Below are 14,308 nucleotides of genomic sequence, written 5' to 3' on the forward strand. Positions count from 1 at the left end.
CAAGCTGAACCTCCGGGGTTGTGCCGGTGTGGTCGATCGTGCTGTCGTTCGTGGTCGGCGAGATCGCGTTCCTGCCGTTCCCGAGCTGGCAGTCGCTGGTCAGCGTGATCACCTCGGCCACCGCGCTGATGTACGCGTTCGCGCCGGTCTCGATGATCGCCCTGCGCGGCCGCGACCCGGACCGCGCGCGTCCCTACCGGGCGCCGATGCCGAGGGTGCTCGCGCCGGCGGGGTTCGTGGCCGCGAACCTGATCATCTACTGGAGTGGCTTCGACACCACGTGGAAGATCATGATCGCGGTGGTGATCGGCTTCGTCCTGTTCCTCGTCGCGCGCGCCACGAGCTCCGCCGTGGAGCGGCCGCCGATCGACGGGAAAGCGGCGCAGTGGATCGCGCCGTGGCTCGCCGGGCACGTCCTCATCGGCCGGCTCGGCCGCTACGGCGACTCCGGCAACCTCAACGCGCTGCCGGAGTGGCTTGACCTGCTCGTGGTGATCGCGTTCAGCCTGGCGATCTTCTCCTGGGCGGTGAACGTCGCGGTGCCGAGTGACAAGGTGCGGGCCGCGATCGAGCGCGAGGCGCTCGAGCTCGCCGCTCAGTCCTGACCCCGTGAGCCGCCGGGTTCCCTCCTCGCGCGGGGGCTCCCGGTGGGCCGCGGTCAGAAGGGCAGCTGCCCGAGCGCGTGCACGAGTTCCTTGCCGGTCTGCACGGCGCCGTCGTGCGCGCCGGCGAGCAGGCCCGCCGCCAGCTGGGCTAAGGTGCCCTTCAGGGCCGTGAGGCCGCGGCGCACGATCCCGCGGTCCGGCTCCGGCTTCACGACCTCGGCGAGCACTGCGTCGGCGTTCTCGGCGGCGTCGCGGGCGTCCGGCCCGGGCAGGCCGAGATCACCCAGGCGCCGCACGACGTCGGCGACGACGCGGGCGACGTCTTCGAACCCGGGTGCGATCTGCTTGCTCACGGACAGGTTCTGCACCACCTTCTCGTTGCCCCACGCGAGCTGCGAGCTGCGCACGCCGCCGTGGATGACGGGGCCGTGGTAGTGGTGTTCTTCGGTGGGCACGGGGTTGCCTCCTGGTCAGTCGCGGGTCTGGTGTACGACGGTGTTGCCCCAGGTCAGCACGGACTGGATGACGTCGCCGTGGATGACGGGGCCGGTGTAGTTGTTGATGATCCGCGGCGGCTCGGGGTCCGGCTCGACCTCGACCACCCGCAGCGGGGAGCGCAGGCGCTCGAGCACGGCGCGGCCCTGGTGGTGCACGGCCAGTCCGTCAGGCCCGGGCACCTCGCAGTCGCGCACGAGCGCGGTGGCCGAGCCGATCAAACCGATCCCGGCGACGGTGGTGCCGGCGAACGAGCTGTCCGCGACGTCCACAGTGGACTTCTCCGCGGCGTAGACGCCGAAGTTCACCGGTCCGGTCACCGTGAACCGCCGCGCCGTCACGGTCGCCTCGCTCAGCACCCCCGCACCGCCGAGCGTGACACCGGCGGCGCGGCAGTCGTGGAGCACGAGGTGCGCCTTGCCGAGTGCGCTGAACGCGACGTGACCGCCGGACCCGCCGCAGTCCGTGGCCCGGACGCGTGAGCTGTCCTGAGCGACCACGCCGACGAGCCCGATCTCCTGCAACCGCGCCCCGGCCAGTTCCGCGTAGGCCGTCCCGTTCGTCTCCACGGCGGTGGGGCAGCGCGTCACGTGCAGGCCGGTCAGCTCTGCCTGCGCTTGGCCCAACAACCGCACGGCTGCGTTCTTCAGGTCTTCCAGCACCGTGTCGGTGACTCGGCTGTGCGCGTTCTGCACGACGATGCCCAGGTTTCCCTCTGCGAAGCGACACCGGTGCACCGCCGGCGAACCTTGGGTGTCGACGAACAGCCCGAACTTCTGCGTCCGCAGCACCGAGATCTCCTCGAACCGGCCCAGGCCCTGCGTGTTCACCTCGATTCCCGCCACGCGGCAGCCGGTGAACGCGCACCGCCGCACGAGCGGGTCCGAGCCGCCCGTGACGAGCAGACCGGTGTCCGCGTCCTCGACCGTCGTGCCGGTGATCGTGCCGCGGGACTGCTCGCCGTAGGAAATGGCGGTGGTTCTGGCCGAGTCGATGCGGCAGTCGGTGACGTCGAGGTGCCCGTGCTGGTCCGCAGCGAGCGCGGAGTTTCCGGTGCCGGCAAACCCGCATTCCGTGGCGGCGACGCGCCCGCCTCGGACGAGCACGCCGTGGATGCGGCATCGATCGAACCGGCTGAGGAGAACGGCGACGTCGGCGCCGCCGGTGGCCGCGAGCCCGTTGTTCGAGGAGTCCGTGAACACGCACCGCTTGACCGTCCCGCGTGAACCGGTGAACACGGCCCGGCCGTAACGGAACTCGCTGTCCGACGCCGCGACAGCCGTTCCGGGTGGTGCGTGAAGAGCGGGGGAGCCGTCCTGGGCGGTCACGGTGCACCCGGTGATCGTCAGCGAACCGGCCGCGCAGCGCACCACGTCGTTGTCGCGGCCGCTGACGATGAGGCCCTCGAGCCGGACCACCCCGGACGTCTCGACGGCCGTGCCGGTCGGCGGGCAGATCTCCACGGTCCCGGGCCGGCTCGCGAAGACGTGTACTTCGCCGCTCACGAACAGGTTCTCGGGGTAGCGCCCGGGATCGATCTCGACCCGCGCGTCACGCCGCCCGGACACGGCGCCCAGCGCCGACGCGATGGTCTGGTGCGCTCCCCGCCTGCCCGGGGAAACCCGGACTTTCCCCGCCATGGCGCCCCCTCCCGTGACCGCCGAGCATAGCGAGCGCCGGTGGCGGCCACGTGCCGCACGGGGAAAATCGCTTGACCGTTTCGGAAGACTCGCGCACGTGGGGAAATCGGGGTGGGGGCGGTTGCGGGCGGTCGCGGTTTTCGGGTCGACGGCGGAAGGCTTGGTGCTGGCGGCGATGCCGCTACTCACGGTGTCGATCACGACCGATCCGCGCGAGATCTCGTTGGTGACGGTGGCCGGGCAGGCGCCGTGGCTGCTGCTGTCGCTGTTCGCCGGCGTGGTGATCGACCGCGTACGGCGGACGGCGGTGCTGGTGGGCGCGTACGTGGTGCTCACCGCGGCCGCCGTGACGCTCGCCGTGGCCGGCTCCGCGCACGCGCTGACCCTGCCCGTGCTCCTCGTGGTGGCGTTCGTGATCACGACGGCTCAGGTGTTCGGTGACGGGGCGAGCGGCGCGGTCGTGCCGGAGGTCGTCGGCCCGGGACGGCTGGCGGCGGCGAACGCGAGATTGCAGGTGATCGACCGCGGTCTGGTGCAGTTCGTCGTCCCACCGGCGACCGGGGTGCTGCTCGGGGCCGGCGCCGGACTCCCGGCGTGGGCCGCGGGCGCGGCGGCGCTGGCGGCGTTCGCGCTGGCTCGCGGGATTCCTTCGGCGCCGCCGGTGAAATCGCCGGCGCACCCGCTGCGTGACATCGCCGAAGGACTGCGCTACCTCGTGGGCACGCCGCAGCTGCGGTCGATCACGATCACGGTCGCGCTGGGTTCGTTCGCCGCGAGCGCGGTCAGTTCGATGCTTGTGCTCTTCGCGACGCAGGAGCTGCACGTGGGCCCGGTCGGCTACGGCGGGCTGCTCGCGTGCCTCGCCGTCGGCTGGGTGGCTTCGTCGTTCGTGGTCGACCGGATCGTGCGCCGGCTCGGGTACTCGTGGGCGATGCGCCTCGCGCAGGGCTGCGGCGTGGTGGCGCAGCTGGCGATCGCCGTGCTGCCGCCCTGGCCGCCGGCGGTCGGGGCGGTACTGGTGTTCTTCACGGCGACGACGCTCGTGTGGAACGTCTGCTCCCAGTCCTCTCGTCAGCGGTTCACGCCGTCGCCACTGCTGGGCCGCGTGCTCACCAGCCACCGCGCGCTCGCGTGGGGCCTGACCCCGCTCGGCGCGCTCACCGGCGGCTTCGTGGCCGCGCACGGTTCGCTGCGCGCGGTGTGGGTGCTGGCCGCGGGGATCCAGCTTCTCGGCACGGCGGTGGTGTGGTGGCAGCTCTCGCCCGCCGCCTTCCGCGCCGCGGAGCGGGCTCGGACAGAAGCGCCGGGACAGCTTCCCGGCCGGGCGGGGGGAAATGGCTGGGTAGCCGTCGGGGTAGGTCTGCAGGTAGTCCGGGTGCTCCGGCTCGGCCTCCCGGAAGCAGCCGCCGGCGAGGATCGCCTTTTCCGTGGTCACGGCGGGCCGTCGTCGCCGTGGCGCAGCAGCCTGAGAACCAGCGCGAGCGGCGGCCACGCCGCGCGGCCGCGGCGCGTGCAGGCGAACGCGCGCAGCCGCACGTCCGGTCCGGTCAGGGGCAGCAGCGCCACCTCCGGCCGCGTCGGGCGCGCGATCGGCAGCAACCCCACGCCCGGCCCGGCGACGATGAGGTCCTCCACGAGGTCGAGGCTGTCGGCCAGGTGCGTCACGCGGGGGCTGAACCCGGCCATCGACGCAAGCGTGCGGACGACGTCTTCGTCGGCCCGGTTGCGCGAGTTGCCGATCCAGTCGTGGTCGCGGAACGCCTCGAACACGGCCGGCGTGCCTGGCCCGGTCACCAGGCCCGCGTCCGCGGCCGGCACACCGAGCCCCCATTCAGCCGTCCACAGAGGACGGACGTCGACGGATCGGTCGGCCGTGGCGGGCGCGAGGTCGTAGTCGTAGGTGAGAGCCAGGTCCACGTCGTCGGTCAGGAGCTGCTCGAGCGCTTCGGCCGGTTCGTACTCGCTGATCACCAGCCGCACCCGCGGGTGCGTGCGCGCGAGTGCGTCGGCGACCGGCAGCAGCGAGACCCGGATCGCGGTGGCGAACCCGGCCACGCGCACGGTGCCCGCCGGTTCTGCGTGCGGATCGAGGTCGGCGCGCGCGGCCTCCACCGCGGCGAGGATCGTCACGGCGTGCTCGGCCAGCCGCTGCCCGGCCGGGGTGAGCCGCACGCGGCGGCCATCCGGTTCCAGCAGCGGCGCTCCGGTTTCACGGGCCAGTGCGGCGATCTGTTGCGAGACCGTCGACGTGGTGGTCTCGAGCACATCCGCGACCGCGCGCATCGAGCCGAGCCGCGACAGTTCGAGGAGGAACTGCAGCCTGCGGGTGTCCATGTGCCCATTGTCCAGGATTTCCGGACGGTACATTCATGATCGGCACGTGGACACGGACGGTCCGGGTCGGTTCTCCTGGATCCGTGCTCTCCTCCTCCACCCGCGCCGGCGCCGCGCTCGCCGTCGCGGCCATGCTCTGCGTGCAGCTCGGGCTCGCTCTGTCGGTCGGTCTCTTCGACCGCGTCGGACCGGAAGGCGCCGCCTGGCTGAGGCTCGCCTGGGCCGGTGTGCTGCTCTTCGCGCTGGTCCGCCCGCGCCCGTCGGCGTTCCGCCGGTCGACGCTGCTCGCCTGCGTGGTGCTGGGAGTCGTCACGGCCGGCATGACGATGCTGTTCATGGCCGCGGTCGCGCGCCTGCCGCTGGGTACTGCGAGCGCACTGGAGTTCCTCGGCCCGCTGACGGTCGCGATCACCCGCGGCCGTGGCGGGAAACGGGTGTGGCCGGTGCTCGCCGCCGCGGGTGTGGTGCTGCTGACCGAACCGTGGCACGGCGGGGCGGACCTCGCCGGGGTCGGTTACGCCCTCGCCTCGGCCGTGTGCTGGGCGAGCTACATCCTGCTGACCCAGCGCGTCGGCGACGAGGTGTCGGGTGTGCGCGGCCTCGCGGTGTCCATGCCCGTGGCCGGGATTGTCGCGACACTCGTGCAGGAGCCTGCGGTGTTCGGGCAGCTGTCGTGGGAGCTGCTGCTCGCCGGGCTGGGGCTGGCGATCCTGCTGCCGGTGGTGCCGTTCAGTTTCGAAATGCTGGCGCTGCGGCGGCTGAACGCCTCGGCGTTCGGCACGCTGATGAGCCTCGAACCCGCGATCGCGATGACCATCGGGCTCGTGGTGCTGCACCAGATCCCGGACGCCGCCGCGGTGGCGGGTGTCGCGTTCGTCGTCGCGGCGGGTGCCGGCGCGGAGCGCACGGGCGCGCGTGATCCGGTGAAGACGCCGTGAGGCCTGTGCGGTCCGGGTTCCCCTCGGCGGGCCGGGGGTGCGGCACGCTCGGCATCACCTCGGAGGTGGCCGGTTACCTGGGAGTGCGTACTTCTGGATCTCCCGCGCGGTCCTTAGGCTGAGGCCATGCACGTGGAGATCTGGAGCGACGTCATCTGCCCGTGGTGCTACCTCGGGAAAGCCCGGTTCGAGACGGCCCTCGCCGCCTTCGAGCACCGGGACGAGGTGCGGGTGACGTTCCGCTCGTTCGAACTGGACCCGTCGCGAAGCGGTGTGGAGCCGGTACAGCGGATGCTGGCGGCGAAGGTCGGCCCGCAGGCCGCGGCGATGGAGGAGCGGGTGGCCGGTCTGGTCCGCGCCGAAGGCCTCGGCTACCGACTCGACCGCGAGGTCGGCAACACCTTCGACGCCCACCGGCTGCTGCACCTGGCGCGCGAGCGCGGGCTCGAGCCCGAGCTGGTGGACAAGCTCTTCGAAGCGAACTTCGCCGAAGCGCGCCCGCTGTTCACCGGCGACACCCTGCTGGACGTCGCCGCCGAAGCCGGGCTGGACCGGGACGAAGCGAGCCGGGTGCTGGCCGACACGGACGCCTACGCGGACGCGGTGCGCGCGGAAGAACAGGACGCGGCCGGCCTCGGTGCGACGGGCGTGCCCTTCTTCGTGCTGGACCGCCGCTTCGGCATCGCGGGCGGCCAACCCGTCGACGTGTTCACCCGGGCGCTGGCGCAGGCGTGGCAGGCCCGCGCCGCCTGATGCTCCACTGTGGATCGTCCGGCGGGGACGGTCAGCCGGACCAGCCGCTGAGCCGGTTCAGCAACCGTTCCAGCACCTCGGGATCGGCGGCCACCGGTTCACCCGACACCGGCTCGTCCACGAGCGTGCGGCGGTCCTGCCGGCGCGGCAGCCGGACCTGTCCCGCCGACATCCCGGTCGGCAGCGGCATTTCGCACCACGTCACCCGTCCTCTGCGGGTCGGCTCGACGCCGATGCGCTCGCCGGGCTCGGTGCGTGGCGGATCGGGCGCGATGAGATCGTCCTCGATCTCGATCACGAGCACCTCGCCGCGGATCTGCAGCCGCACGGTGAGGAACGCCGGTGCGCTCTTCGGGCTCTGGTCCACGATGTCCCCGACCAGCCGGGACGCGGTCGCGGTGACCTGGTCCAGCATCGACAGGAGGGACCAGTCCGTCAGGATCAGGCGGACGAACAGCTCGGTGCACGGAACCGCACTGGGCTGAGCCACCAGTCGGAGATCGTCCACCTGGGTGGTGCGCGCGCTCAAGCCTCACCTTCCTCGTCGGCCTCGCTGCTGCCCGCTGGTGCGGGACCGGTTGGGGCATCATGCCATCGACCTCCCGCCGGTTCGCGGCGGGAGGTCGAACCACGTGTCCGGAGGGTCACCGCTCCGGATTCACCCGGTGATCACCCCAGGTCACAGCTTCGCGGTGTCCAACGGAGAACTTCGAGAAGCCGGCGGGTTCTTCGTGATCCGCGTCCGCGGCGGTCTCGCTGCGCACGGATCAGGACTTTTCGCCCAGGTCCCAGTAGAGACCGGTCATGATCGCGACGGCCTCGCGGGTCAGGGGTGCAAGCACGTGCTCGTCGGGCGCGTGCTGCGCGCACGCCGGGTAGGAGTGGGGGAGCCAGATCGTCGGCACACCGAGCACTTCGGCGAACGCGTCGTTGGGGATCGTCCCTCCGAGGTTCGGCAGCAGCACGGGCGCGGCACCGGTGGTGCGCCCGACCGACTCGACGGCCCAGCGCACCCACGGGTGGTCCGGGTCGGTGCGCGTCGGCGGCCGGCTTTCGGTGACGGCGACCTCGATCAGGTCGAAACCGTGCTCCACCAAGTGGTTCCGCACCGCCGCCGCCAGCCCGGCGAGGTCCGTGCCGACGACCGACCGAAGCTGCAACGTCGCCTGCGCGTGGCCGGGGATCGCGTTGACCGGGGACGCGGGGTTGCCGGCCAGGAACGCCAGCACCTCCACGGTGTTCCAGCCGAAGAGCCGTTCGGCCGGCGTGAGCCCCGGCTCGCCCCAGTCCTCGTCCACCACCGGGTCGTCCGCGCCGCCGCCGACCGGAACGGCCTTGAGCGCCGCGCGAACCGAGTCCGGGATCGCCGGGGGACGCAGGCCCGGTACCAGGATCCGGCCCTGACCGTCCACAAGGGACGTGATTGCCGCCGAGAGCGTGGTGGCCGCATTGCGGAGAACACCTCCCCAGTTGCCGGAGTGGTGGTCGCGGGGGCGCACGTCCACGGTCAGGGTGAACTGTGTCACGCCACGCGAGCCGAGGTACAGCGTCGGCCGGTCCGCCCGCACACGCGGGCCGTCGGAGGCGATGAGCACGTCGGCGCGCAGCTCGTCACGCAGCTGCGCGCAGGCCTCGACGAGGCCGGGGGAGCCCCGTTCCTCGCCGGTCTCGATCAGCACGGCGAGATTGAAACCCAGCTGCCCGCGGGCGCGCAGGACCTCGCGCAGCGCGAACAGGTTGACCGTGTGCTGGCCCTTGTTGTCGGCCGACCCGCGGCCGTACCACCGCTCGCCCTCGGCCGTGAGCGTCCACGGGTCCAGACCGGTCCGCCAGCGCGGCGCCTCGCCGTTGACGACGTCGCCGTGGCCGTAGAGCAGGACCGTCGGCCGGTCGTCCGCCTCGTGGCGCGTGGCGACCAGCAGCGGGCACTCGGCGGCCACGGTGTTCTCGACCACGCGTGTCGTGCAGCCCAGCTCCGCGAGCGCCGGCGTCAGCTCGTCGGTGAGGTAGGCGCGCAGGTGCGGCCGGCCGTGCTGGAGGTGTCTCTCCGTCGGGTACGCGACGCGGCGAGCGAGCTCGGCGAAGAGCTCACCGGAGTCGAACCGCTGCAGCGCCTGGTCGATCGTGTCAGCGCGGGACATGGAGCACCTTCCGGATGGGCGACGGGGGCGTGGTCCGTTCTAGCACCCGGATCACCACCGGAATGGACTCAACTTTCGGCTGTCCGGCTCGTCTCACCCGTCATGCACGCGCGCGCGGACCGGCATGGCCCGAGGTGACTCCGAGTTCACCGAATTCGTCCGGGCCAGCTCACCCCGGCTGCTGCACGCCGCCTACCTGCTGTCCGGCGACCGGCACCAGGCCGGGGACGACGTGCAAACCGCTCTGGTGCGCACTTACACGTCGTGGCCGCGGATCCGCAAGCAGGACCCGTTCGCTTACGCGCGCAAGGTGCTGGCCAACCACGTGATCGACCGCTGGCGCCGCCCGTACCGCGAGGACGCCAGCGAGGACGTGCCGGAGCGCCCGGTCGAGCGCGACTGCACCGACGGTGTGGCGGACCAGGAGTGGCTCCTGCGCGCGCTCGCGATGCTGAGTCCGCGCGAACGCACGATCGTGGTGCTGCGGCACTTCTGGGACCTGTCCGAAGCCGACGTCGCGGCCGAGCTGAAGGTGTCGCTGGGCACGGTGAAGAGCACGAACTCGCGGGCACTGGCCAAGATGCGCGTGTCGGTGGCCGACCGGCGGCCGTGCGCGGCGGGGCAAGCGTCGTGACCGACCTCGAAGACTTGCGCGGTGTGCTGGCCGAGCCGGTGCCGGTCGAGTTCGCACCCGTCGACGTCGCCGCCGTCATGCGCCGCGGTGGCCGCAACCGCCGGCTGCGCCGCCTCGGTGTCGCGGCGGCCACGGTGGTCGTGCTCGTCGCGGTGGTGGCGGGCGCCCGGCTGCTGCGCGCTCCGGCCGCGCCGCCGGTGACGACGCTGAGCGTCGGCGCCGCGGTGCCCGAGGATCGCGCGGCCACCCCGATCGGCCCGGTCGTGGGCACGAAGGTGCTCGACGCCGAGGGTGAGGTCGTGCTGTTCTTCGAGAGCGCGCCCGCCGAACCCGGCGCGTCGCCGTACCAGCTCGTGCTCGGCCACCGCACCGGAAGCGGCGTTGTCGCGGACCTCGCGGCCGGTCCGCGCGCCGCCTCGGACGGCTTCCACGCCCTCACCGCAGGACGCCCCGGCCGCGACGTTCCGCTGTACGGCTACTACTCCGGCGCCGCCACTCGCATCACCGCAGAGGTCGACGGCCCCGTGGTCGGCGCCGACACGCCGCGGGTCGAGGAACTGTCGGTCACGGTGTTCTGGTTTCCCCGCAAGGACGTCCGGCTGCTGGGCGGAGAGTCGAGCTTCCCGATGAACGCCTACGACGCGGCGGGGGACCGGCTGCCGGGCTGAGCTCAGCCGGCCTTGCGCGCCGCTTCCCAGGCGGGGCTCGCGCTGAAGTAGGTGTCGTAGATCTCCTGCACTTCCAGGAGGCTTTCCGGCGCCGCTTTGCCGTAGGCGATGCGTTCGAGGTGGCGGAAGTATTCGAACCGCTCGACGCCCGGGGCGATGACGATGAGGATGTCCGCGTTCTCGCCCGGTGCGGCGGCGAACGCGTGCGCCACGTTGGGCGGCACGACGACCAGGTCACCGCGCGCGGCGGTCACGACCTGCTCGCCCGAGAGCAGCTGGGCGGTGCCGTCGAGCAGGCAGAACAGTTCGGCGGAACCGGAGTGGTGGTGCGGTGCGCCGTTCGCGCCGTCCTTGAGCTCGATCTGGATCGTGGACAGGGCGCCGCCGATGGCGCTGCTGTCGGCCAGGAGCCGGATGGTGGTGGGCGCGCGGCCGATGACCTCCGCGTCGCCGGCGCGGACGTGGACGGTGTCGTCGAAGCTGGGGATGACGATGGACATGCGAAGCCCCCGGTGAGTCCCTCGTGGTGCCCGGCGGCGCCGGGCCTCGCGGCGAACGTACCACGGCCGGTTGCGCGCTGGGTGCGGTGAATTTCCCCAGTGCGCCAACGGTTTTCCGTGAGTCCGATACCGCGCAGGCGAAGAGGAGGGGTACCTCCGTGTAGTGGTTTCGGAGATACCCCTCCGCTGCTTCGGGAGGCTGAACATGTCCGCGCACCGGGACATCGAAAACCTGATCTTCACCTACGCCGCGCACGTGGATTCCGGAGATTTCGCGGATGTCGGGGAGCTGTTCGCACACGGGACGTTCTCGGGGGCCACCCCGGCGACCGGGCGCGAAGCCGTCGAGCGCTGCTTCCGCGACACCCTGGTCGTCCACCCCGACGGCACCGCGCGCACGCGGCCCCTGACCACCAACGTCCGCATCGACGTCGACGAACCCGCCGGCACGGCCACGGCGCACAGCTACTGGACCGCTCTGCAGGCGGTGCCCGGGCTGCCACTGCAGCCCATCGCGTCGGGCCACTACGACGACCGGTTCGAGCGCTGTGCCGGCACTTGGCGGTTCACCGAGCGTCGCCCGCACGTCGCCCTCGCCGGCGACCTGAGCCACCACCTCAAAGCCGCGTGAGGGCCGACGCGCGCCGCAACCGGGACCGGCTCGTCGCCGAAGCCCGGACGGCGTTCCTCGCCGACGGGACCGGGGCTTCGCTGGAAGAGGTCGCGCGGCGGGCCGGAGTCGGCATCGGCACCCTCTATCGGCATTTCCCCCGCCGCGAAGACCTGCTCGACGCCGTGTTCCAGGGCGAGGCCGACGCGCTGCTCACCCTCGGCCGTGAGCTCGGCACCGCCGACGACCCGTTCGCGGCGCTCGTCACCTGGCTGCGCGCCGTGCTCGAACGCCACCACGCGTGGCAGGCCATCGCGGCGGCGGGGCAGGACCGTCCTCATGCGACACTCGCGGCGTCGCGCGTGCCGGTGGAGCAGGCGGGGAAGACCCTGTTGGGCCGCGCCCAGCGCGCGGGCGCCGCCCGGCGCGAAGCGACCGTCGCCGACCTGCTGCGGCTCGCCGGCGCGATCGGCCGGACCGCCGACGAATCCCCGGACGACCCGGAGCTGCCCGACCGGCTGCTGCACCTCGTCGTGGAAGGGCTGCGCGTCGAGCCCGGCCCGGGGCCGGCGGCCGCGGTGACGGCCGCTAGGCCGTCTCGTCGCGGCGAGCCGTGCTGAACCGGCGCTGGTAGGCCGCCGGGCTGATGCCCAGCTTGTGCGAGAACACCCGCCGCATGCTCTCGTAGCTGGGGAAACCCGCGAGGGTCGCTGCTTGCGTCGCGGTGTGGCCCTGATCGAGCAGCGCCCGCGCGAGGTCGAAGCGGATGTTCTCGACGTAGCGGGCCGGGGTGGTGGCCAGTTCGTCGTGGAAGAGCCGGGTGAGGTGGCGGGTGCTCATGTTGAGGTGCTTCGCGAGCTCGCCGAGCGAGTGGTTCCCCTGCGGGTTCGCCGTCACGAGGTCGGTGATCTTCCGCAGGGCCGGTGTGTGGGGGGCCGGGCCCTGCAGCGGGGCGGAGAACTGCGACTGGCCGCCCGAACGCTGGAGGTAGACGACCAGGGAACGGGCGACCTCGCGGGTCAGGTCGGGGCCGTGGTCCTCTTCGACGAGCGCCAGCGCCAGGTCGATCCCGGCGGTCACGCCCGCCGAGGTGTAGGTGTTGCCGTCGCGGACGTAGATGGCGTCGGGGTCGACGCGGCACGTCGGGCAGCGGGCGGCGAGCTCGTGGGTGACCTTCCAGTGCGTGGTCGCGCGCTTGCCGTCGAGGAGGCCGGCGGCGGCGAGGATGAACGCGCCCGTGCAGATCGACGCGACGCGGCCCGCGCCGGCCGCGGGTACTCGCGCGGCTTCCGCCAGGTACCGCGGCACGCGCGTGCTCGGGTGCCGGTCGGAGCCGGGCACCAGGTACGTGTCCGCTGCGGTCTCGTCGGCGACGGCACCGTCGACCGCGATCTTGAACCCGAGGTTCGACGTGACGTCTTCGCCCGTCGGCGACACCAGCACGATGCGGTAGTCGGCACCGAACCGGTTGGCCTCCTTGAACACCTCCGCCGGGCCGGCGACGTCCAGCAGCGTCACTCCGTCGTAGACGAAGATCGCGACGCGGTGCGGTGTTGGCGACGAGTGCACACGCCATTGGTAGCACGCGGCTGCCCGCGGCGGCGGGGAACGTCCCGATTCGGGTGGTTCCCGGCCGCGTCGCGGCCGCGCCGGACCGCGGTTCGGAGCCGGCAGCTCAGCCGTGGAGCCAGCAGCTCAGCCGTAAGGACAGTCCGTCGAGTCGAATGGGCAGAAGTCATGTCGGAGTTCGTCGTGGGTGTGGAAGGCCCGGAGACGGCGGCGGTCGCCGAAGCGTCCCGGCTCGTGCCGGGGACGACCGGCCCGCTCATCTACCACCGCTCCCGCCGGGTGTTCCCGTTCAACGACCTGCACGCGCAGCGCCTTGGCGTGCAGCCGGATTACCTGGCGGCGATGCTCTACGACACCGGTTTCGCGCTCCCGACCTGGCCGCCGGCGTGCGACCTCGGGATATTCGTGCGCCGAGGCCGCGCGGGATCGCCGCCGGCGCTCAGCTCTTCGGGCATTCGTCGAACGAGGGAAGCGTGTAGTTCGGGTCGTAGTAGCCGGCGTCGTGGCGGGTTCCCCTCAGCGCGGGCGGGTTGGTGTAGCCGGGCGCGAGGTAGCCGTGCTGCGCGGCAGCGCAGCCGACGGACGAAAAGGCGGTCCGGCCGCCGTCGACCCAAAGGCCCTGGCTGCTTTCGGCGAACGCCGGGCCGTTGCGGAGCACGTACGTCTCGTCCACGCGCAGGAAGCTGTCGATCTGGTCCGGGCTGGTCAGGCCGGCGGGGTGCGGGTCGTCGAAGGCGTAGGCGATCACGTACCTCGCGTCGACGGTGAGTTCGCCCGCTTGGTCGCCAGGGCGCGCGGTGAGGGTGCCGAACGTGCGCGGGCCCGCGTCGAGCAGGTGGTAACCGTCGGCGATCTCGGTGACGAAACCGGCGGTGCTTTTCGTGGGCCCCGCCGAGAACAGCTTCGTGAGCCGGGCGCGCTGGTCCGGGGCGAACAGCGCCACGTACGCCTTCGGGTCGTGGCCGGTCAGCACGGCGGGGTCGAGCCGAGCTCTGATGATCGCGCTCCTGACCTGCAGGTAGGCGTGCGCTACCGCCTCGGGCGGGAACGACCCGGTGGTGGCCGGCTCAGGCGAGGTGATGCCGTCGATGTACTTGGTCCACGTGTCGGCCGGCGTGTTCGCGAACGGATGGGCCAGATCGACGTGCGCGTACGCCGGCACTGACGTCGGATCGGGCGCGGCGACGGAGCTGGCGGGCTCGCGCCCGGTCAGGACGATCGCCGTGGCCGTCACACCGAGGATCAGCACGACCGCGGCGACCACCCACCGGCGGCTGCCGCGTCGCTGAGTGCGGAACCGCTTGCGGCCGTTCTTGCGGTCCTTCTTGGCACCTCGCCGGGCGCCGGCCTCCGCCTGCCTGCGCCACGCCGGGTCCAGGAGGTCCGGATGGGACTCGAGCAGGTCTTCGTCGTCCACGTGC

At 72.3% G+C, this 14,308-nt stretch carries 15 protein-coding genes and 1 pseudogene; 8 read left to right on the top strand and 8 right to left on the bottom strand.

The features are described from left to right. Positions 1-26: 26 nt before the first annotated feature. Positions 27-605 carry a hypothetical protein gene (locus I6J71_RS48435; RefSeq protein WP_239155659.1) on the top strand — a complete coding sequence of 193 codons (579 nt, stop codon included), beginning with the start codon at positions 27-29 and terminating at the stop codon, positions 603-605. A gap of 53 nt (positions 606-658) precedes the next feature. On the opposite strand, the gene I6J71_RS19700 is transcribed toward I6J71_RS48435, so the two are convergent. Together I6J71_RS19700 and I6J71_RS19705 are read right to left on the bottom strand one after the other, a co-directional pair. After that, positions 659-1,060, bottom strand: a complete 402-nt coding sequence (locus tag I6J71_RS19700) for a hypothetical protein (protein WP_204096044.1) — start codon at positions 1,058-1,060, stop codon at positions 659-661. 15 nt (positions 1,061-1,075) lie between these two features. Beyond that, a complete protein-coding gene (locus tag I6J71_RS19705) occupies positions 1,076-2,740 on the bottom strand; it encodes a right-handed parallel beta-helix repeat-containing protein (RefSeq protein WP_204096045.1) in 1,665 nt (554 codons plus the stop codon). 97 nt (positions 2,741-2,837) lie between these two features. On the opposite strand from I6J71_RS19705, the pseudogene I6J71_RS19710 reads away from it, so the two are divergent. Then, positions 2,838-4,043, top strand: a pseudogene (locus tag I6J71_RS19710) (MFS transporter); the annotation flags it as partial. 128 nt (positions 4,044-4,171) lie between these two features. Here the strand turns inward: I6J71_RS19710 and I6J71_RS19715 are convergent. After that, entirely contained in the window at positions 4,172-5,107 is a 936-nt protein-coding gene (locus I6J71_RS19715) for a LysR family transcriptional regulator (protein WP_370542163.1), read from the bottom strand. 50 nt (positions 5,108-5,157) lie between these two features. On the opposite strand from I6J71_RS19715, the gene I6J71_RS19720 reads away from it, so the two are divergent. Together I6J71_RS19720 and I6J71_RS19725 are read left to right on the top strand one after the other, a co-directional pair. Further along, on the top strand, positions 5,158-6,012 hold the full coding sequence (locus tag I6J71_RS19720; RefSeq protein WP_239155055.1) for a DMT family transporter: 855 nt from the start codon (positions 5,158-5,160) through the stop codon (positions 6,010-6,012). Between the two features lie 126 nt (positions 6,013-6,138). Then, positions 6,139-6,765, top strand: coding sequence for a DsbA family oxidoreductase (locus I6J71_RS19725; protein WP_204096047.1), 627 nt, complete (start codon positions 6,139-6,141; stop codon positions 6,763-6,765). 31 nt (positions 6,766-6,796) lie between these two features. Here I6J71_RS19725 and I6J71_RS19730 read toward each other — a convergent pair whose 3' ends face one another. Then, the gene (locus I6J71_RS19730) at positions 6,797-7,294 is read right to left on the bottom strand and encodes an ATP-binding protein (protein ID WP_204096048.1); all 498 of its coding nucleotides are present in this window, start codon (positions 7,292-7,294) and stop codon (positions 6,797-6,799) included. Positions 7,295-7,532: 238 nt separating this feature from the next. Continuing rightward, positions 7,533-8,906, bottom strand: coding sequence for a M20 family metallopeptidase (locus I6J71_RS19735; RefSeq protein ID WP_204096049.1), 1,374 nt, complete (start codon positions 8,904-8,906; stop codon positions 7,533-7,535). Positions 8,907-9,030: 124 nt separating this feature from the next. Between I6J71_RS19735 and I6J71_RS19740 the strand changes: the two genes are divergently transcribed. Both I6J71_RS19740 and I6J71_RS19745 read left to right on the top strand, forming a co-directional pair. After that, positions 9,031-9,540 (top strand): SigE family RNA polymerase sigma factor, encoded by a 510-nt coding sequence (locus tag I6J71_RS19740; protein WP_204096050.1) that lies wholly within the window; start codon positions 9,031-9,033, stop codon positions 9,538-9,540. Further along, positions 9,537-10,208: a hypothetical protein gene (locus tag I6J71_RS19745; RefSeq protein WP_204096051.1), complete on the top strand. Its 672-nt coding sequence runs from the start codon at positions 9,537-9,539 to the stop codon at positions 10,206-10,208. Before I6J71_RS19740 ends, I6J71_RS19745 begins: the two co-directional genes overlap by 4 nt. 2 nt (positions 10,209-10,210) lie before the next feature. On the opposite strand, the gene I6J71_RS19750 is transcribed toward I6J71_RS19745, so the two are convergent. After that, positions 10,211-10,708, bottom strand: coding sequence for a cupin domain-containing protein (locus I6J71_RS19750; protein WP_204096052.1), 498 nt, complete (start codon positions 10,706-10,708; stop codon positions 10,211-10,213). 205 nt (positions 10,709-10,913) lie between these two features. Between I6J71_RS19750 and I6J71_RS19755 the strand changes: the two genes are divergently transcribed. Both I6J71_RS19755 and I6J71_RS19760 read left to right on the top strand, forming a co-directional pair. Next, entirely contained in the window at positions 10,914-11,339 is a 426-nt protein-coding gene (locus I6J71_RS19755) for a nuclear transport factor 2 family protein (RefSeq protein WP_204096053.1), read from the top strand. Then, on the top strand, positions 11,336-11,938 hold the full coding sequence (locus I6J71_RS19760; RefSeq protein ID WP_204096054.1) for a TetR/AcrR family transcriptional regulator: 603 nt from the start codon (positions 11,336-11,338) through the stop codon (positions 11,936-11,938). The genes I6J71_RS19755 and I6J71_RS19760 overlap by 4 nt, the downstream gene beginning before the upstream one ends. Here the strand turns inward: I6J71_RS19760 and I6J71_RS19765 are convergent. Beyond that, the gene (locus I6J71_RS19765) at positions 11,907-12,887 is read right to left on the bottom strand and encodes a GlxA family transcriptional regulator (RefSeq protein WP_204096055.1); all 981 of its coding nucleotides are present in this window, start codon (positions 12,885-12,887) and stop codon (positions 11,907-11,909) included. The genes I6J71_RS19760 and I6J71_RS19765 overlap by 32 nt on opposite strands. Before the next feature lie 439 nt (positions 12,888-13,326). Continuing rightward, positions 13,327-14,304, bottom strand: a complete 978-nt coding sequence (locus tag I6J71_RS19770; protein WP_204096056.1) for a hypothetical protein — start codon at positions 14,302-14,304, stop codon at positions 13,327-13,329. Positions 14,305-14,308: the final 4 nt, after the last annotated feature.

The organism is Amycolatopsis sp. FDAARGOS 1241 (assembly GCF_016889705.1).
Lineage (GTDB): Bacteria > Actinomycetota > Actinomycetes > Mycobacteriales > Pseudonocardiaceae > Amycolatopsis.